Genomic DNA, 17,614 nt, shown 5'->3' on the forward strand with positions numbered 1-17,614 from the left:
CAATCACAGGGGCGGGCGCGGGGACCGGTCCTCGTATTCGGCCGAGCCGTATGCCAGGGCTCGCAGACCCGACGGCCAGCCGGTCCAGCCGCCCTTGTGCAGCAGCGCGTCGAGGAACTGCTCCGCGGAGGGCAGCTTCGCCCACACCGACGGCAGGAAGGTCGCCCTGCGTGTGCCGTCGGTGAGGATCAGCCCGTGCACGTGCGGCACCACGGCGGCCAGCAGCGCCTCCCGGCGGTGCGCGGGCAGTGCGGCGGGGCGGGTCAGGACGGAGACCTTCACGTCGAGCGATGGCCAGTCGGCGGCGGTGACCGGTGGCACCCGCGGATCCGCCATCGCCCGGACGGCGTTGTGCACCACGTCACGGTGCAGGGGACGCATCGCCTCCAGCGTGCCCACGCAGCCGCGGAGCGCGCCGGCCCGCTCCAGCGTGACGAACGACGCGCCGTCGGCGTGCACGGGACCGGACGGCGGCAGGTGCGCGGTGAGGCGTTCGCCGGTCAGCCTGGCGCGGACGGCGCCCGCCGCGAGACCGGCGAGCAGCCGTCCATCCATCGGCGACAATGGCGCCGTCACCAGTTCAGCATAGGCCCGCCGACGGTGGCCGGGAGGGGCATGCGACCCGCGACGAGGTCGGGAATCTGGTCGAGGCTGGTGATGCGGGCGCCGTCCCAGTCGAGGTCGGCGTGGAAGGTCAGGTGCCCGCCGAGGTCGGGCGCGTCGAGTTGCACCGCGGTGAGGCCGAAGGCGCGTGCGCCGGTGAGCTCGTTGCCGCCGCCGTCGCCGATGTACAGGCAGGCCTCGGGGTGCACGCCCAGGCGTTCGCAGGCGGTGCGGTACATCGCCGGGTGCGGTTTGGCCCGGCCGACCTGCGAGGAGTAGACGCCGGCGTCGAAGAGGCGGCCGATGGGGGTGCCGGGCAGGACGGACGGCAGCTCGAACCAGCAGTCGCTGACGACGGCGGTGCGGATGCCGCGCTCGCGCAGCGCGCGCAGGACGGGCTCGGTCTCGGGCCGGGGCGGCGCGTCCTGCTGGATCGTGGCGATCCGCAGGTCGGCGGCCTCGCGCAGCTGGGCGGGGGTGGGTTCGACGCCGAGTTCGCCGCAGAGCGCCCGCAGCCCGGCTAAGACGCCGCCGTAGGCGCCCCGTGCCCGGACGTCGAAGGTGCGGTCGAGGAGGTCGAGCCACGCGTGGGGTTCGACGCCGAGCACCTCGGCGGTCCGGCGGTGGCCGTCGCCGCGTACTACAGCCGTCGTACATGTGTTGAAGTAGTCGAAAAGGACAGCACTAAACACCGTTCGGCCCTCCTGGCATCGTCCGAAAGTACGAGTGCAGATCGCTCTGGTCTACTGCCAAGGGAGGCGGCCCAGTGTCGGATCGCTGACAATTTGCACCTGGTGACAACATCTGCCCATGCGGCATATCGGGATACCCGCGGTGGTAGCACTGACCGTCGCGATCGTCGCCGTGTCGGCGTCGGCGCCGCTGATCGCCTACGCGACCGCACCGGCCCTCGCGATCGCCTTCTGGCGCAACCTGCTGGGCGTCGCCGCGATCGCCCCTGTCGCGCTGGCGGTGCGGCGGGAGGAGTTCCGGTCGCGGAGCATGGTCAGCGCCAGCGTCCTGTCCGGGGTGTGCCTCGCGGTGCACTTCGGCACGTGGGTGCCGAGCGCCAAGCTGACCAGCGTCGCGATGTCCGTCGCGCTGGTGAGCACCACGCCGATCTGGACGTCGCTGATCTCGGTCCTGCGGGGCGTGCGCGTCCCCGGCAGCACGTGGGCGGGGGTCGGGGTCGCCGTGCTCGGGGTCGCCCTCGCCACGGGCGCCGACCCGGACCTGTCGGGCCGGGCGCTGCTCGGTGACGCGCTCGCGCTCGTCGGGGGGATCGCGGCCGCCGGATACACGATGCTCGGCGCCCACGCGCGGGCCACGGCCTCCACCAGCACCTATGCGACCATCTGCTACTCGGTCTGCGCGGTCGTCCTCGGTCTGGCGTGCGTCGTCGGCGGTCAGGACCTGAGCGGCTTCTCGACGCAGACGTGGCTGGCGCTGGCCGCGATGACCGTGGGCCCGCAGCTGCTCGGGCACACCCTGATCAACTACGCGTTGCGGCAGGTCGCGCCGACGACGGTCGCGGTGCTGCTGCTGCTCGAGGTGCCGGGCGCGCTGATCATCGCCTGGCTGATGCTCGACCAGCTCCCGGCGGCGCAGACGCTGCCCGGCATCGCGTTGCTGCTCGTCGGGGTCGCGATCGTGGTCCTCGGCGGGCGCCGCTCCCCTCAGCCCACGAACGGAGGGACGATCATCTCCCCGGACGCGATCGGCACGACGTGGCCGGACACGGTCGCCGACACCGCCTCGCCGCCCGCGGCGGTGATCGAGCAGGTCAGCAGGGACGGGCGGTGCATCTCGGAGCCCTGACGGATCCGGTACCGGCTGAGCCCGTCCCCCGGGAGCAGCCCGGACGCCACCAGCCAGACCCCGAGCCCCATCGCCGCCGAACCGGTCGCCGGGTCCTCGGCGACGCCGGCGTCGGGGACGAGGACGCGGACGTGCGCCTCGTGCCGCTCCGCGTCCCAGTGCAGGACGCTGACGTTGTCGACGAGCCCCGCCGGCCGCAGCCGCCCGACCGCCTCGTCGGTCACCGACAGGAACGTGAACGACAGCCCGCAGCCCGCCTTCCGCGGCGCCGGGCCGACATGGTCCGCCTCGGTGAGGCCGACGGCGGCGAGCAGCGGCGCCGGGTCGAGGGCCGGCTCGACGGTCGGCGTGCCGCCGGTGACGACCGCGCTGCCGTGGACGTCGTCGATGCTGATCGGGATCAGGCCCGCCCCGCACTCCTGGACGACCTCGGCGTCCTTGACCAGGCCGTCGCGGCGCAGGGTGACGGCGCAGCCGACGCTGGGATGCCCGGCGAACGGCAGCTCCGTGCCCGGGGTGAAGATCCGCACCCGGTAGGTCGCCTCGGGGACCGTCGGCGGCAGCACGAAGATCGTCTCGGACAGGTTGAACTCACGGGCGATCGCCTGCATCTGCTCACCGGCGAGGTCGGCCGCGTCGAACACGATCGCCAGCGGGTTCCCCGTGAACGGCCGGTCCGTGAAGACGTCCACCACCTTGTACCGCAGCATGCTCATGCCGTCTTCTCCGCTCCGCCGCGCCGCAGGCCGCTCATGTCGTCGAGCCTAGGCGAGCGACGGGCGCCGGAGGCGGTCCAACCGCGAGCCGGTGGTCTCCTTCAGTAGTCTTGAGCCTCGTGAGCACCGCGCCCAGGGTCTATGTCGCGCGCCTCGCCGGCCTGAGCGTGTTCGACCCGAACGGTGACCAGGTCGGCTGGGTGCGTGACGCGGTCGCGCGGGCCCGCACCGACGACCTGCCGCCCAGGGTGGTGGGGCTCGTCGCGGAGATGCCGATGCGCCGGCGGATCTTCCTGCCGATCGGCCGGATCACCGCGATGGAGCCCGACGCGGTGGTGCTCAACACCGGCACCCTCAACCTGCGCCGCTTCGAGAAGCGCCAGGGTGAGCTGCTGGTCCTGGAGGACTTCATCGACCGGCACGTCAGCGTCCCGGCGACGGGGCGCACCGGCACGGTCGTCGACGTCGCGATGGAGGCCGACCGCACCGGCACGTGGGCGCTGAGCCGGGTCGCGGTCCGCGAGTTCAGCGGCCGGCTCACCCGCCGCGGCCACCTCAACCAGCTCGAATGGGGCGAGGTCGCCGGGCTCGCCGGCACCCCGCACGCGCAGGGCACCGCCGGCATCCTCGCCGTGCTCGACAACATGCGCCCCGCCGACCTCGCCAACGTGCTGCAGGACCTGTCGGAGAGCCGCCGCGTCGAGGTCGCGACCGCCCTGGACGACGAGCGGCTCGCCGACGTCCTCGAGGAGCTCCCGGAGCACGACCAGCTGGAGATCATGGCGGCCCTCGAACCCGAGCGGGCCGCCGACGTCCTGGAGGAGATGGACCCGGACGACGCCGCCGACCTGCTCGCGGAGATGCCGAAGGGCGAGCAGGAGGTGCTGCTGGACCTCATGCAGCCCGACGAGGCGTCCCCGGTCCGCGCGCTGCTGGACTACCTGCCGGGCACCGCCGGGTCGGTGATGACCTCCGAGCCGATCGTCATGGCGCCGCACGAGACGGTCGCGGAGGCCCTGGCCCGCATCCGGGAGCCGCAGCTGTCGCCGGCCGTCGCCGCGGGGGTGTTCGTGACGCGCCCGCCGATGGCGACGCCGACGGGCCGGTATCTCGGCGTCGTGCACTTCCAGCGGCTGCTGCGGGAACCCCCGTCGGCACTGCTCGGCGGGGTCGTCGACAACGACATCAAGCCCCTCGCGCCCCAGGCCACGCTCGGCGAGATCACCCGCCGGATGGCGACGTACAACCTGGTGGTCATGCCGGTGATCGACGCCAACGACCGCCTCGTCGGCGCCGTCACGGTCGACGACGTGCTGGACCATCTGCTGCCCGAGGACTGGCGCGACCGTGAGCACGAGGGTCCTTCGGCGGGCACGGCGGGGCGCGCGCTCGACGGTGCCGCCGGCCGCGCCCTGAACGATCCGGTCACCGACGGCGGGACGGCCGGCGGCCATGGCTGACCGGCGGCGGCTGGATCAGCCGCGGGAGCCCGGCCGGTTGAAGCTGCCCCGCTTCGACCCGGAGGTGTTCGGGCAGTGGTCGGAGGGGATCGCGCGGTTCATGGGGACCGCGAAGTTCCTCGTGTACATGACGGTCTTCATCCTCGCGTGGATCGTGTGGAACACGCTCGCGCCGAGGACGTGGCAGTTCGACCCGTACACCTTCACGTTCCTCACCCTGATCCTGTCGCTGCAGGCCTCCTACGCGGCGCCGCTGATCCTGCTCGCGCAGAACCGGCAGACGGACCGGGACCGGCTCGCCTCCGAGGAGGACCGGCGCCGCGCCGCCGCCCAGAAGGCCGACACGGAGTATCTGGCGCGGGAGATCGCGTCGCTGCGCATCGCCGTCGGTGAGGTCGCCACCCGCGACTTCCTGCGTTCGGAGCTGGCGCGGATGAGCGAGGAGCTCGACGAGGCCGCGGTCCGGCGGGCGAAGCTGGAGCGGAAGAAGGCGAAGAAGACGACGCTGGACGAGCCCGCCGAGGAGGACGTCTTCAACCCCGACGACGACCCGCCGCGCCGGCGCGCCCGGTCGCCCCGCTGACTATTGGGCTCTTGCCGCTACGAGGAGCCCCTCGCCGAGGGGCAGGATCGCCGGCACCCACGCGTCGCTGTCCCGCAGGGCCTTGACGGCCTCCCTGAGCAGGACCGTCTCCGCGTCCCGGATCGTGGGGTCGCTGACCCTGCCGCCGCCGAGCGCGCCCGCCAGCACGAGGGTGCCACCGGGTCGCAGGAGACGCTCCGCGGCGGCGGTCACCGCCACGTACTCGCTCGGGTCGTGGTCGACGAACACCAGGTCATAGGCGCGGTCGGCGAGCCGGGGCAGCACGTCCAGGGCCCGCCCGCTGATGATCCGGGTCCGCGACGGCGGGTTGCCGGCCGCGGCGAAGACCCGCCGGGCGACCCGCTGATGCTCCGGCTCGAGGTCGATCGTGGTGAGGACGCCGTCGCGGCGCATGCCCCGCAGCAGCCACCCGCCGCTCACCCCCGTGCCGGTGCCGACGTCGACGACGGCCTTGGCGTTGCCGACCGCGGCGACGACCCGCAACGCCGCGCCCTCACCCCGGCTGACGCTTGCGATGCCCAGCTCGGCGGCCTGCTCGCGGGCCGCCGTGAGCACCGGATCCTCCAGCACGTAGCCGTCGACGAAGTCGGCGAACTGCTGCGCGGTTCTGACGGACGGGGGGATGTCGCACCTCCATGGGACGTCGATCCCCGCAAGCCTAGGAGACCTCGCCCTCACGTGTGGGATGCCGGCACGTGTAATGCTGGATGCGAAACGGACGGAGGAGCCGATCGTGACAGACGGTTCGGCCTGGCGTCAGCCTGGCCACGGCGCATCGACCAGCCCCGCTGGTTGGCCGATGCCGCCCGCGCGGCCGCGACCGCAGCCCGCCCCGAGCAGTTGGTGGTCCGACGCCCTCGCAGACCCGTGGCGTGACCCGGACGCGCAGGTCGTCGTGGTCAAGACCCCGGTCGAGGCGCCGCCGGAGCTGGAGAAGCCGCCCCCGCCGGGCCCCGGCCCCAAGGCGGGGATCGGCCTGGTGCTGATCGTGTCGATCGTCACCGCCCTGCTCGCCGGCGCGCTCGGCGGCACCCTCGGCTACGTGTTCGCCGGCGGTGGCGGCGGCGTCCTGGGCAACTCGCCGCTCGGCAGCGACCCGCCGCTCAACGGCCGCGCGCCGGACACCGTCGCCGCCCTGGCGAAGAAGGTCCTGCCGAGCGTCGTCACGATCAGCATGCGGGTCGGCTCCGGCACGTCGCTGGGCTCCGGCTTCGTGGTCTCCAACGACGGGTACGTCATCACCAACAACCACGTCGTGCACGGTGGCAGCGGCAACGCCACGGTCCGCTTCAACGACGCCTCGGTCGCCCCGGCGACCGTCGTCGGCGGCGACGACGAGTCCGACATCGCCGTGCTGAAGATCGACACCGCGGGCCTGGCCGACGACAAGCTGCAGCCCGTCGAGTTCGGCGACTCCGACCGGCTCCAGGTCGGCGACCCGGTCGTCGCGATCGGCTCCCCCCTCGGCCTGACCAGCACGGTCACGTTCGGCGTGGTCAGCTATCTGGACCGCCCCATCCGCACCAGCGAGGGCGGCACGGCCCGCTACTACTCGGCGATCCAGACCGACGCGGCCGTCAACCAGGGCAACTCCGGCGGCCCCCTCTTCGACGGCGCCGGCCGGGTCGTCGGCATCAACTCCGTCATCGGCACCCTCTCGGAGGACCAGTCGAACGCCGGCAACGTCGGCCTCGCCTTCGCCATCCCGATCAACCACGCCCGCCGCGTCGCCCAGGACGTCATCAACACCGGCAAGGCCCGCCGCACTGTGATGGGTGTCTCACCCGACCCCAGCTACCGCAACCCGGCCGGCGGCGCCCGCCTCGCCTCCGTCGAAGCCAACGGCCCCGCCGCCGGCGCCGGCATCCGCGCGGGCGACGTCATCATGGCCGTCAACAACAAGCCCGTCGAGGAGTTCTGGGACCTCACGGCCCTCATCCGCAAGTACGCTCCCGGCGCGGTCGTCGAGATCCAGTACCTGCGGGGCACCAGCAAGGAGAAGGCCTCGGTGACCCTGGTCGCCGACGCGAAGTGACCGGTGGGCCCTCCCGTTCCGGGCCCCGGGGTGCGTAGGCTGGCGGGCGAGAGCAGGGAGGCCGGCAATGGGCTTGGAAAACCTCGGTGGCTGGGAGTTCATCGTCATCATCCTGGTGGGGCTGTTCATCTTCGGCCCCGACCGGCTGCCGAAGGCGATCAACGACGGCATGCGCATGCTCCGCAACGTCCGCCAGATGGCCCGCAACGCCACCGGTGACCTGAGCCGTGAGCTCGGCACCGACATCCAGCTCGAAGACCTCCACCCGAAGACCTTCCTGCGCAAACACCTGCTCAGCGAGGCCGACGAGGCCGCCCTGCGCCGTCCGCTCCAGGACATCGTCGGCGAGGTCCGCGGCGTCGCCGACACCGTGAAGCGCGACGCGGAGGCCGCCGTGAAAGCCCCCGCCGCCGCCCCCGCGCCCTCGACCTCCCTGACGAAGCCGGCCGCCGCGGCCCCGGCCGCCGCCCGCCCCTCCTGGGACGACGTCACCTGACCCGGGTCCGGTTGCCATCCCGGACAATCGCCACCTGGCTCAGGTTTGCCGCATGCGGGTGCGGCCACACGGCCGTCCCGCGCCGCGATCCCGGACGACGCGGGCGCGCCTCCGGCCCCCCGACCCGCACGGGATCATGAGCAGCAGCCACCACCGGGCACGAGACCGGCATCGCGCTTCGCCTCAACGCCACATTCCGCGGCCGGCTGCCCGGCCTGACCAGGCCCGATGACACGTCGCCGGCGCACGACCAAGGGTCGCCGCCGGCCGCCCGGGTCGGCAGGCAGGGGTCGGGGGTCGCGGCGGGACCGGACGGCGGCACGGTGACCGCCATGATCCCGGATGGTTCCGTGAGCCACGGCCACCCGGACCGCTCGACCTGCTACGGGTCTGGAGCCGGCGGCGGTGGTGTCACCACCGGACATGCACCTCGACGGCGGCCGACCAGGTGAGGACGCCACCTCAGACCTGGTGGCCACCGCAACCCACGCAACCCATTCGCATGGCCGCCAGGCCCGAGCGGGGCCATCGGCCCAGCGAATGTCCGCCCGCACACGGTGTGATCTTTACCGCGGACCCCGGCCTGGACCCCTCCGGTGACTCCTGGGGGAGCACCGTGAGCAACAGCCCGAACCGGGCAGGGGCGCCGCGGACATCCAATGCCTGCGGCGGGCAGCGGCCCCGTCGTGCGTGACCGCATCACCACCGGCACGGGCCATACCCCCGGCAGGCAGAGCGTGACGTGCCGCCCGGCCGGGGGAAGGCCCGGACGGCACGTCGACGGAGCGGGTGGGTCAGGACATCTGGGGTGCCGGCCGGTCGGCGCGGGCGGCGGCGGGCAAGGGCCCCCCGTCGCGGCCCGGCCGCGGGTCACCGGCACGGCGGGCGGTGCGGGCCGCGGCGCGGCGGTCCTGGTCGCGCCAGTCCAACGCGGTCCGGGCCGTATACGCCCACCAGCCGATCGTGTCGCCATACCAGTCGCGGAGGTCGCCCGGGGACGGTGGTGGGGTGCCGTAGATGGTCTCGGCGGCGTTGCGGTGCTGGTGGAGCTCCAGCGGGGCGCGGTCGGGGTGGCCGAGGACGCGCAGCAGCAGGGCGTGGGCGGTGAAGGGGCCGATGCCGGGCACGGTCAGCAGCGCGTCATACACCTCGGCGGCCGGGGCGGTGCGCAGCCAGGGCTCGCCGAGGCCGCGCAGGCCGGTCAGCACCGCGTGGAGGCGCCGGGCGCTCAGCACATTGCTGGCATACGGCCGCAGTCCCTCCGCGCCGAGCGCGGTCAGCGTGGACATCGGCGGGAAGGCGGCATAGGTGACGCCGTCGACGATGCCGTGGGGGCCGTGGCCGGTGAGGAGGCGGCGCTTGTACGCCTTGGCGAACCAGTGGGCGGAGTGGTGGACGAGCGTGTAGAAGACAGCGCCCTCGGTGAGGGACGGGAAGCGGACCTGGTGCAGGCCCTCGGCGGCGGCGAGGACGGGTGTCATCAGCGGGTCCGCGCGGGCCAGGTGCAGGAACCGGGCGCGGTCGTCGGCGAGGCTGAGCCAGTCGCTCACCCGCTCGCCGACCGCGGCCAGCTCCCCCGGTCTCAGCCCGCCGTCGCTGAACACGGTGAGCGTGACCCCGGGCACCCCGTCGGCGCGGCCGGTGACGTCGGTGACGACGGCGCGGGTGGGGTCGGTGGGGTGCAGGAAGGCGCGGCGGGCGCGGCCGGGGGTGACGAGCTGGTCGCCGCCGCACGGGGCGAAGGACTCCATGGCGCGCAGCGAGCAGGCGAGGTCGAACGGGGCCGTGGCGGCGAGGACGGTGCGGGTGGTGGTGCCGAGTTCTGTCATGCCCCCATCTTCGAACAGGGGTACGACAGAAAAGGAGAAAACGCCGCGTGCCTCAAGGGGCGAGGCGCGCGGCGTACAACGATCGTCCCATCGGCGTGGACGTGGGACAACCCTGTCACCGTTCAGGTGAGTGTGATGTGTTACCGCCCGCGGCAGGGCGCCTGAACAGGCTCGGGGACCGACGTACGATTGCGGGCATGTCAGCCCCGGCCACCACCGTCGAAGCCGCGATCGCCGCCGCCCTGTCGACCGTCGACGACCCTGAGATCCGTCGCCCGATCACCGAGCTCGGCATGGTGCGCGACGTCGTGCTGCGGCCTGACGGCGTGGCCGTGATCGGGTTGCTGCTCACGGTCGCCGGGTGTCCGCTGAAGGACAAGCTGCGCACCGACATCACCGGCGCGGTCGGGGCGGTCGACGGGGTCACCGGGGTCGAGGTCGACTTCGGGGTGATGACCCCCGAGCAGCGCAAGGACCTGCAGAGCAGCCTGCGCGGCGACGTGCAGGAGCCGGTCATCCCGTTCGCTCAGCCGGGCTCGCGGACCAGGGTGTATGCGGTCGCCAGCGGCAAGGGCGGCGTGGGCAAGTCGAGCGTGACGGTCAACCTGGCCGCGGCGCTCGCCGCGAAGGGGCTGGCGGTCGGTGTCGTCGACGCGGACATCTACGGGCACTCGGTGCCGCGGATGCTCGGCGCGGACGGCCGGCCCACCCAGGTCGAGTCGATGATCATGCCGCCGTCGGCGCACGGGGTGAAGGTCATCTCGATCGGGATGTTCACGCCGGGCAACACGGCCGTGGTGTGGCGGGGGCCGATGCTGCACCGGGCGTTGCAGCAGTTCCTCGCCGACGTCTACTGGGGCGACCTTGACGTGCTCCTGCTGGACCTGCCGCCGGGCACCGGCGACGTGGCGATCTCCCTGGCGCAGCTGCTGCCGTCGGCGGAGATCCTGGTCGTGACGACCCCGCAGGCCGCCGCGGCGGAGGTTGCGGAGCGGGCGGGCTCGATCGCCCTGCAGACGCACCAGCGCATCGTCGGCGTCGTGGAGAACATGTCGTGGCTGGAGCTGCCCGACGGCCAGCGCATGGAGGTCTTCGGCAGCGGCGGCGGCACGCAGGTCGCGGAGTCGCTGAGCCGGCTCGTCGGCGCGCCCGTGCCGCTGCTGGGTCAGATCCCGCTCGACACGCGCCTGCGTGAGAGCGGCGACGCCGGGGTGCCGCTGGTGCTGTCGGAGCCGTCGGCGCCCGCCGCGGCCGCGCTGGCCGCCATCGCCGACCGCCTCGCGGTCCGCCGCGAGAGCCTGGTGGGCAAGCCGCTCGGCCTCAAACCCGCCGGTCGTTGACAGAACACGGTGCGACCGGAGCCGCCGCCGGACGTCAGCCGGCGGAGGTCTCGAGCCAGCGCAGGAGGGTGCGCACACCCCAGCCGGTGGCGCCCTTGGTCAGCTCACCGTCGGCGGAGTCCGCCCACGCCGGCGACGACATGTCCAGGTGCGCCCACTGCTCCCGCAGCGAGCCGGTGAACTCGCGCAGGTACAGCGCCGCCATCAGCGACCCGGCGCCGACGTCGGTGGAGTTGACGATGTCGGCGACGTCGCTGCCGAGGGCCTCGAAGTAGTCGTCGTGCAGCGGCATCCGCCACATCGACTCGCCCGCGGCCGCGGCGGCCTCCGCCAGCGACGACGCGAGGGTGTCGCTGTGGCTGTACAGCGCGGCGGTCCGCTTGCCGAGGGCGACGCCCTGCGCGCCGGTCAGGGTCGCCAGGTCGATGATCGCGTCGGGGCGCAGCCGCCGGACGGCGTAGGCCATGGCGTCGCCGAGGACGAGGCGGCCCTCGGCGTCGGTGTTGTGGATCTCGCTGGTGATGCCGCCGTAGTGGCGCACGACGTCGCCGGGGCGGAAGGAGTCGGCGCCGAGCGCGTTCTCCGCCAGGGGCGCGAGTGCGGTGATCCGCAGCGGCAGGCGCAGCGCCGCCGCGGCCAGGGTCGCGCCGATGACGGCGGCGGCGCCGGCCATGTCCTTGCGCATGAGCTTCATACCGGACAGCGGCTTGACGCAGATGCCGCCGGTGTCGAAGGTGATGCCCTTGCCGACGAGCACGACGTGCCGCTTGGCGCCGCGGGGCCGCCAGGACATCTCGACGAGGCGCGGCCCGCGGGTGGAGCCGCCGCCGACGGCGAGGATCGCGTTGAACCCCTCCTCGGCGAGCGCCTTCGGGTCGCGGACGGTCGTCGTCAGCCCGGCGACGCCGGCGGCGGCCTTCTCGACCCGCTTCGCGAACCACGCGGGGGTCTTCTCGTCGCTGGGCATGTTGGTGAGGTCCCGGGCGAGCCGGGTGGACTCCGCGACGATCTTCGCGGCGGCGAGCGCGGCCGCCAGATCCGCGTCCGCGGCGCCCGGGGGTGATGCGAGCACGACGCGGCGCAGCTCCGGCGGCTCGTCGGCGCCGAGGCGGAAGCGGTACGACGCCAGCCACAGCCCCTCGCCGAGCCCCCGGACGGCCGCCGGGGTGACGTCCTGCGGCAGCAGGAGCGTGAGGGTGGGCTCGCCGCTCGCCGACCTGGCGAGCTTGGCGCCCGCGGCCCGCCAGCCGGCCTCGTCGCCGGCCCCGACACCGACGAAGAGCAGCTTGTCCGGGCGGTGACCCGCCCGCGGCAGCTTGTGGATGGTGCCGGCCGACCCGGAGTGCTCGACGTCCAGCAGGAACGCCGTGATGTCGTCCAGGTCGGCCGGGCCGAGCTTCAACCTCGCCAGCGCCGACCGCACGGCGGCGAGCCGTGCCGCCGCGAGCTCCTCCGACGACGGCGAGGGGTCTGTGGTGTCCTTACCGGCCGGCACGACAACGGCGACCGCGCCGGAGGCGTTGCGGGCCGTGGCGAACCGAATGTCCAGCAAGTGCTTGCCTCCATGAGAAGTTTCCGCGCACGCCTCGGGGAGCGACCGCCCAGGGCCACTCGGTTGCGCGGGGTCGTGCCGGATGAACGGAAAAGACCTCAGCCGGTGGCGGTCTTCAGCGCCTCGCTGAGCTCGTTGGCCTCATCCTTGGTCATCTCGACGACGAGCCGCCCACCACCCTCCAACGGGACCCGCATGACGATGCCCCGGCCCTCCTTGGTGACCTCCAGCGGACCGTCGCCTGTCCGCGGCTTCATGGCCGCCATGTTGTCTCCCTTCGCTCCCTGATGTCCCAGACACCAGGTGGCACAGCCGTCCCCGCATGCCCGCGCGTCGTCTCACCGGCGTCGACCGGGACCTGCCTCCCGGCCTTCCGACCCGTGATGAACGCGCCAACAGATGATTTTCCCTGATGATGGCCCCAAGACCCAAACTGGGACGCGAACCATGTGACAACTCCTGGCGGTGGATGCCGGTCAACTGTCACAATAAGCGGCCATGCAGGCCCGGTCCGCCCTCTTTGATCTCTATGGCGACCATCTCCGTCCCCGCGGTGGGCGGGCCGCCGTAGCGGCCCTCGTGCGCCTGCTCGCACCGCTCGGCATCGCGCCACCCGCCGTCCGGACCGCGGTGTCACGGATGGTACGCCAGGGCTGGCTGCAGCCTTTACGGTTGCCGACCGGCCCGGGCTACGGCATCACCCCGAAGGCGGCACGGCGGCTCGACGCGGCGGGAGCCCGCATCTACCGCACCCCGAAGGGCGACGCCGCCTGGGACGGCCGCTTCGATCTCATCACGCTCGACCCGCCGCAGCACCGAGGCGCGCGGGCGAGGCTCGTCGCCAACCTCGGATTTCTCGGGTACGGCGCGATCGACGCCTCCACCTGGATCGCGCCACGCCCCGGCGAGGGCGTCGACGCGCTGCTGGCCGAGGCCGCTGTCAGGTATGACAGGTTCAGCGCCGAGCACGTCGCCGGCGGGGAGCGGCTCGTGTCCCGCGCCTGGGACCTGCGGGAGATCGGCGAGGCGTACGAGCAGTTCGTGGCCCGGCTGACGCCCCTCGTGGCGGCGATCGGCCCCGGCGCGGACGACGAGCGGGCGTACGCGGCCAGGTTCACGCTCGTGCACGCCTGGCGGGCGTTCCTGTTCCGCGACCCGCAGCTGCCGCCGCAGTTGCTGCCGCGGCGCTGGCCGGGGACCGCGGCGGCGGCGTTCTTCGACCGGCACGCGAGCCGGCTGCGGCCCGCCGCCGACCGGTACGTTGACCAGTGTCTGCGCAACCAGTAAGGAGCCGAACCATGAGTCTTGAGGTCGAACGCAACGGCGCGGTCGCCATCGTCACGTTCAACCGTCCCGAGGCGCTCAACGCGCTGGACGTCGCCACCAAGGTCGCGCTGCGCGACGCGCTGCGGGAGCTGGCGGACGACACCGCGGTCCGGGCCGTCGTCCTCACCGGCGCCGGCGGCCGCGCGTTCTGCGTCGGCCAGGACCTGCGCGAGCACGTCGCGCTGCTGGAGTCCGGCGACGAGGGGCCGCTGTCGACCGTCCGGGAGCACTACAACCCGATCGCCGAGCTGATCGTGGGCATGCCGAAGCCGGTCGTCGCCGCCGTGCGGGGTATGGCCGCCGGCGCCGGCGCGTCCCTGGCGCTGCTGGCCGACTTCCGCGTCGGCGGTCCGAAGACCGGGTTCCTGATGGCGTTCGCCAACGTGGGCCTCGCCGGGGACACCGGCGTGTCGTGGACGCTGCCCCGGCTGGTCGGGCAGGCGAAGGCGGCGGAGCTGCTCCTGCTGGCCGAGCCGATCGACGCCGGGACCGCCGACCGGCTCGGGATGCTGACGCGGCTGGTCGACGACGACGAGCAGGTGCTGCCGGTCGCGCTGGAGCTCGCGACCCGGCTCGCCGCCGGACCGACCGTCGCCTACGGGCAGATCAAGCGCCAGCTCGCCGCCGGCGCGTCCGGCACGCTGAGCGAGACCCTGGAGGTCGAGGCGCAGGCCCAGGCCGTCTGCGGGCAGACCAAGGACCACCGGGCATCGACGGCCGCCTTCGTGCAGAAGCAGAAGCCGGACTTCGTCGGAGCCTGACCGCGGATTTACCTCGCTCGAACACCGTGGTCCTACCGTGGGCCGCATGGCCGACCGGAAAGCACTCGCACACCTGCTGCGCCGCGCGACCTTCGGACCGACCGCCGAGGAGGTCGACGCGGCGGAGCGGGCCGGCGCCGCGGCGACCGTCGACGCCCTGCTCAAGCCGTCGGGCGCCGACGCGGGCGCGGCTCGCACACCGGCACCCCGACTGCCCGAGGTCGACGAGCGGGCCGACCGGGCCGCGCAGATCCGCACCGTCGGCTCCTGGTGGCTCGACCGGATGGTCCAGGCCGAGCACCAGCTGCCGGAGAAGCTGACGTTCTTCTGGCACGGGCACTGGGCGACCTCCGCCGACAAGGTCAGGTACGGCACGCTGATGCTCGGCCACCAGCAGACGCTCGCCCGCACCGCACTCGGCGACTTCGGCACGATGGTGCGCGCGATGCTCCGCGACCCGGCCCTGATCATCTGGCTGGACGGGCAGAAGAACACCGTCAAGGCGCCCAACGAGAACCTCGCCCGCGAGCTGATGGAGCTGTTCACGCTCGGTGTCGGGCACTACACGGAGCAGGACGTCCGGGAGGGCGCACGGGCGCTGACCGGCTGGGTCGTGGACCAGCGGACCGGCGCGACGAGCCTCAACCCGAAACGCCACGACAGCAGGCCCAAGACGATCCTCGGCAGCACCGGCGACTTCGACGCGGACTCGTTCGCGGCGCTGCTGCTGGGCCGCCCGGAATGCCCCGAGTTCATCGCGCGCCGGTTGTGGCTGCGGTACTGCGGCGACAACGAGATCCCGGGCGCCGCGCTGACCGAGGCGGCACGGCAGACCACGACGGGCGCGATGCTGAAGGTCCTGCTGCTCGCCGACGGCCACGCCGAGCTCGTCAAGCAGCCCGTGGAGTGGCTGGCCGGCGCGCTGCGGCAGCTCGGCCTGCGCCCCGGGGACATGCCGGAGCAGCAGCGCAGACAGCTGCAGAGCGGGCTCAACCAGCTCGGCCAGGTGCCGCTGCGCCCGCCGAGCGTCGGCGGCTGGCCGGCCGGCGCCGCGTGGCTCACCACGTCGGCGGCGCAGGCCCGGCTGAAGATGGCGCAGCTGCTGGCCGGGAAGGCCCCGCAGCCGGTCCTGGACCGGCTCGGCGCGGCGCCGCAGGGCACCCGGATCGACGCCCTCGCCCGGCTGCTGGTCGTCGACGCGTTCACCGACCGGACCCGGGCCGCGCTGACCCCGGCCGCCGGCGACCCCCGCAAGCTCCTGGCCCTGGGTCTGGCGAGCCCCGAATACGCGATCCAGTGACTGCAAGGAGGCGCACATGGACGCCCTGACCCGGCGTAGGTTCCTGATCACCAGCGGTGTCGTCGGCGCCGCCGGCCTCGCCGCGGGCGGCGCGTGGACGCTGCGCGACGTCTTCGACACCGCGACCTGGGACGACCGGCCCGGCGACGCGAAGACGCTCGTCCTGGTCACCCTGTACGGCGGCAACGACGGCCTCGCCAGCGTCGTCCCCTTCGCCGAGAAGGGCTACCGCGACGCGCGCGGCGACCTCGCCTACTCCGGCGAGGAGGTCCTCGGACTCGACGACCGCAGCGGCCTGAACCCCGCCTTCGCCGGCCTGAAGAAGCTGTACGACACGAAGCAGCTCGCCGTCATCCGCGGCGTCGGCTACCCGAAACCCGACCACAGCCACTTCCGCTCGATGGACATCTGGCAGACCGCGCAGCCCGACCGCCCCGGCAACACCGGCTGGCTCGGCCGCTGGCTCGACACGTTCGGCGGCGACCCCCGGCACGCCGTCTCGTTCGAGCCCGTGCTTCCGCCGGTACTGGCGGGCGCGACGAGCGCGGGTGCCGCCGTGCCGGTGACCGGTCTCGCGCTGCCGAACGGCGTACAGACGGCGACGCTGCGGAAACTCGGTGCTGTCGCGGCCGGTGAGCCGCCGCTGCAGGCCCGGGCGGCGCGGGCGTTCGCCGACCTGGTCAGCGTCGACACCCTCATCGACAGCGTGGACGCCGCTGAGGACGCCGACGAGCCCGAGCCGGCCGGCACCGGGACCGGCGGCCGTTCGGACCTGCGGGCGCAGCTCGACCTGGTCGCCCGCTGCGTCGAGGCGAACGTCGCGACCCGCGTCTTCTCCGTGTCGCTGGGCGGCTTCGACCTGCACGCCTCGGCCGGCCGGTCCACGCAGGAGCAGATCCTGCAGCGGCTCGACGACGCGCTGACCGCCTTCGCCACCCGGATGGCCCGCACCGAGGCGGGGCGGCGCGTCGTCGTCGCGGTCTACTCCGAGTTCGGCCGCCGGGTCGCCGCGAACGGCTCCGAGGGCACCGACCACGGCACCGCGTCGAACATGTTCCTGCTCGGCAGCCCCGTGCGCGGCGGCCTCTTCGGCGAGCAGCCGAGCCTGTCCGACCTCGACAACGGCGACCTGCGCTTCGTCGTCGACTTCCGGTCCGTCTACGCCACCCTGCTCAAGGACGTCCTGGACGCCGACCCGCAGCAGATCCTCGGCTACTCCACCACGCTGCCCGGGCTGCTGTAGCTACTCCTCTTCCGGGTCCTGGTTGGCCTCGGCCCCGAGCACGAACGCCTGCATCGCGAGCTCGTCCCCGACCGGCCACACGAACGCGGGCAGCTCAGCCGGGCCGAGGTCGCGCACATACGTCCAGAACTCCCGCACCGCCTCGCCGGGCGACGCGGCCTCGATCGGCAGGTCGACGCTCACCAGCCAGGTGCGCTTCCCCCCCTTGGACGCGCCGGCGGCCGCGCTCGCCACCTTCCCGAACGCCGCCTCGTCCAGCGGATGCGCCCCCGGATCGAGCCCCGCCCCGAACGGCAACGGCGCTGCGATCAGGTCGACGGTGTACCGCACGCGCCCCTCGGCATCGGCCCGCCCCACCCCGAACACCACCGGCGGCTCGACCGCCGCCACCAGCAACGCCTCATCCCCCGCCGGCAACGTGGCCCCCGGCACGAACGGCGATGCGTAGAGCCGCTCCTGCGAATACCGCTCCCCGGAAACGACCACCGCCCATTTCGCCATACCCCCATTCCACCACCCGCCGCCGCTCCC

17 protein-coding genes and 1 pseudogene are annotated in these 17,614 nt (G+C 73.4%); 10 read left to right on the forward strand and 8 right to left on the reverse strand.

From position 1 onward, the window contains the following. Nucleotides 1–3: 3 nt before the first annotated feature. Complete coding sequence (gene amrA / locus ABZS58_RS19795; RefSeq protein WP_354783385.1) at nt 4–576, reverse strand: AmmeMemoRadiSam system protein A; 573 nt, start codon at nt 574–576, stop codon at nt 4–6. Continuing rightward, nucleotides 573–1,295: an HAD family hydrolase gene (locus ABZS58_RS19800; RefSeq protein ID WP_354783387.1), complete on the reverse strand. Its 723-nt coding sequence runs from the start codon at nt 1,293–1,295 to the stop codon at nt 573–575. The genes amrA and ABZS58_RS19800 overlap by 4 nt, the downstream gene beginning before the upstream one ends. A 142-nt stretch (nt 1,296–1,437) precedes the next feature. On the opposite strand from ABZS58_RS19800, the pseudogene ABZS58_RS19805 reads away from it, so the two are divergent. Continuing rightward, nucleotides 1,438–2,259: pseudogene (locus ABZS58_RS19805) on the forward strand (DMT family transporter); the annotation flags it as partial. 20 nt (nt 2,260–2,279) lie between these two features. Here ABZS58_RS19805 and ABZS58_RS19810 read toward each other — a convergent pair. Continuing rightward, entirely contained in the window at nt 2,280–3,137 is an 858-nt protein-coding gene (locus tag ABZS58_RS19810; protein WP_354783389.1) for a PhzF family phenazine biosynthesis protein, read from the reverse strand. Between the two features lie 119 nt (nt 3,138–3,256). Between ABZS58_RS19810 and ABZS58_RS19815 the strand changes: the two genes are divergently transcribed. After that, complete coding sequence (locus ABZS58_RS19815; protein WP_354783391.1) at nt 3,257–4,597, forward strand: CBS domain-containing protein; 1,341 nt, start codon at nt 3,257–3,259, stop codon at nt 4,595–4,597. Next, nucleotides 4,590–5,180 (forward strand): DUF1003 domain-containing protein, encoded by a 591-nt coding sequence (locus ABZS58_RS19820; RefSeq protein ID WP_354783392.1) that lies wholly within the window; start codon nt 4,590–4,592, stop codon nt 5,178–5,180. Before ABZS58_RS19815 ends, ABZS58_RS19820 begins: the two co-directional genes overlap by 8 nt. On the opposite strand, the gene ABZS58_RS19825 is transcribed toward ABZS58_RS19820, so the two are convergent. After that, nucleotides 5,181–5,771, reverse strand: coding sequence for a class I SAM-dependent methyltransferase (locus ABZS58_RS19825; protein WP_354783394.1), 591 nt, complete (start codon nt 5,769–5,771; stop codon nt 5,181–5,183). Nucleotides 5,772–5,934: 163 nt separating this feature from the next. Between ABZS58_RS19825 and ABZS58_RS19830 the strand changes: the two genes are divergently transcribed. Beyond that, on the forward strand, nt 5,935–7,236 hold the full coding sequence (locus ABZS58_RS19830) for a trypsin-like peptidase domain-containing protein (protein ID WP_354783396.1): 1,302 nt from the start codon (nt 5,935–5,937) through the stop codon (nt 7,234–7,236). Between the two features lie 67 nt (nt 7,237–7,303). After that, nucleotides 7,304–7,732: a twin-arginine translocase TatA/TatE family subunit gene (locus ABZS58_RS19835; protein ID WP_354783398.1), complete on the forward strand. Its 429-nt coding sequence runs from the start codon at nt 7,304–7,306 to the stop codon at nt 7,730–7,732. 794 nt (nt 7,733–8,526) lie between these two features. On the opposite strand, the gene ABZS58_RS19840 is transcribed toward ABZS58_RS19835, so the two are convergent. After that, entirely contained in the window at nt 8,527–9,561 is a 1,035-nt protein-coding gene (locus tag ABZS58_RS19840) for a hypothetical protein (RefSeq protein ID WP_354783400.1), read from the reverse strand. Nucleotides 9,562–9,758: 197 nt separating this feature from the next. Between ABZS58_RS19840 and ABZS58_RS19845 the strand changes: the two genes are divergently transcribed. Then, nucleotides 9,759–10,901, forward strand: a complete 1,143-nt coding sequence (locus tag ABZS58_RS19845; RefSeq protein WP_354783404.1) for a P-loop NTPase — start codon at nt 9,759–9,761, stop codon at nt 10,899–10,901. Between the two features lie 34 nt (nt 10,902–10,935). Here ABZS58_RS19845 and ABZS58_RS19850 read toward each other — a convergent pair whose 3' ends face one another. Beyond that, complete coding sequence (locus ABZS58_RS19850; RefSeq protein WP_354783635.1) at nt 10,936–12,396, reverse strand: leucyl aminopeptidase family protein; 1,461 nt, start codon at nt 12,394–12,396, stop codon at nt 10,936–10,938. 155 nt (nt 12,397–12,551) lie between these two features. Further along, complete coding sequence (locus tag ABZS58_RS19855; RefSeq protein ID WP_081971220.1) at nt 12,552–12,719, reverse strand: DUF3117 domain-containing protein; 168 nt, start codon at nt 12,717–12,719, stop codon at nt 12,552–12,554. Nucleotides 12,720–12,951: 232 nt separating this feature from the next. Between ABZS58_RS19855 and ABZS58_RS19860 the strand changes: the two genes are divergently transcribed. From ABZS58_RS19860 to ABZS58_RS19875, 4 genes are read left to right on the forward strand one after another with little or no spacing between them, the layout of a single operon-like run. After that, nucleotides 12,952–13,740, forward strand: a complete 789-nt coding sequence (locus ABZS58_RS19860) for a PaaX family transcriptional regulator C-terminal domain-containing protein (protein WP_354783406.1) — start codon at nt 12,952–12,954, stop codon at nt 13,738–13,740. 11 nt (nt 13,741–13,751) lie between these two features. Further along, nucleotides 13,752–14,540 carry an enoyl-CoA hydratase-related protein gene (locus tag ABZS58_RS19865; protein ID WP_354783407.1) on the forward strand — a complete coding sequence of 263 codons (789 nt, stop codon included), beginning with the start codon at nt 13,752–13,754 and terminating at the stop codon, nt 14,538–14,540. A 46-nt stretch (nt 14,541–14,586) separates the two neighbouring features. Beyond that, nucleotides 14,587–15,840 carry a DUF1800 domain-containing protein gene (locus ABZS58_RS19870; RefSeq protein WP_354783409.1) on the forward strand — a complete coding sequence of 418 codons (1,254 nt, stop codon included), beginning with the start codon at nt 14,587–14,589 and terminating at the stop codon, nt 15,838–15,840. Between the two features lie 16 nt (nt 15,841–15,856). Continuing rightward, the gene (locus ABZS58_RS19875; protein WP_354783411.1) at nt 15,857–17,083 is read left to right on the forward strand and encodes a DUF1501 domain-containing protein; all 1,227 of its coding nucleotides are present in this window, start codon (nt 15,857–15,859) and stop codon (nt 17,081–17,083) included. On the opposite strand, the gene ABZS58_RS19880 is transcribed toward ABZS58_RS19875, so the two are convergent. Then, nucleotides 17,084–17,584, reverse strand: coding sequence for a hypothetical protein (locus ABZS58_RS19880; protein WP_354783413.1), 501 nt, complete (start codon nt 17,582–17,584; stop codon nt 17,084–17,086). It lies immediately after the preceding gene. Nucleotides 17,585–17,614: the final 30 nt, after the last annotated feature.

This window comes from Dactylosporangium sp. NPDC005555, from assembly GCF_040605635.1.
GTDB lineage: Bacteria > Actinomycetota > Actinomycetes > Mycobacteriales > Micromonosporaceae > Dactylosporangium.

Excerpts from the sequence above, each read along its gene's own strand:
- ABZS58_RS19880 (WP_354783413.1), bottom strand. The coding sequence starts at position 17,584 with ATGGCGAAATGGGCGGTGGTCGTTTCCGGGGAGCGGTATTCGCAGGAG.
- ABZS58_RS19820 (WP_354783392.1), top strand. The coding sequence starts at position 4,590 with ATGGCTGACCGGCGGCGGCTGGATCAGCCGCGGGAGCCCGGCCGGTTG.
- ABZS58_RS19855 (WP_081971220.1), bottom strand. The coding sequence starts at position 12,719 with ATGGCGGCCATGAAGCCGCGGACAGGCGACGGTCCGCTGGAGGTCACC.
- ABZS58_RS19845 (WP_354783404.1), top strand. The coding sequence starts at position 9,759 with ATGTCAGCCCCGGCCACCACCGTCGAAGCCGCGATCGCCGCCGCCCTG.
- ABZS58_RS19840 (WP_354783400.1), bottom strand. The coding sequence starts at position 9,561 with ATGACAGAACTCGGCACCACCACCCGCACCGTCCTCGCCGCCACGGCC.
- ABZS58_RS19865 (WP_354783407.1), top strand. The coding sequence starts at position 13,752 with ATGAGTCTTGAGGTCGAACGCAACGGCGCGGTCGCCATCGTCACGTTC.
- ABZS58_RS19860 (WP_354783406.1), top strand. The coding sequence starts at position 12,952 with ATGCAGGCCCGGTCCGCCCTCTTTGATCTCTATGGCGACCATCTCCGT.
- ABZS58_RS19835 (WP_354783398.1), top strand. The coding sequence starts at position 7,304 with ATGGGCTTGGAAAACCTCGGTGGCTGGGAGTTCATCGTCATCATCCTG.
- ABZS58_RS19810 (WP_354783389.1), bottom strand. The coding sequence starts at position 3,137 with ATGAGCATGCTGCGGTACAAGGTGGTGGACGTCTTCACGGACCGGCCG.
- ABZS58_RS19875 (WP_354783411.1), top strand. The coding sequence starts at position 15,857 with ATGGACGCCCTGACCCGGCGTAGGTTCCTGATCACCAGCGGTGTCGTC.
- ABZS58_RS19870 (WP_354783409.1), top strand. The coding sequence starts at position 14,587 with ATGGCCGACCGGAAAGCACTCGCACACCTGCTGCGCCGCGCGACCTTC.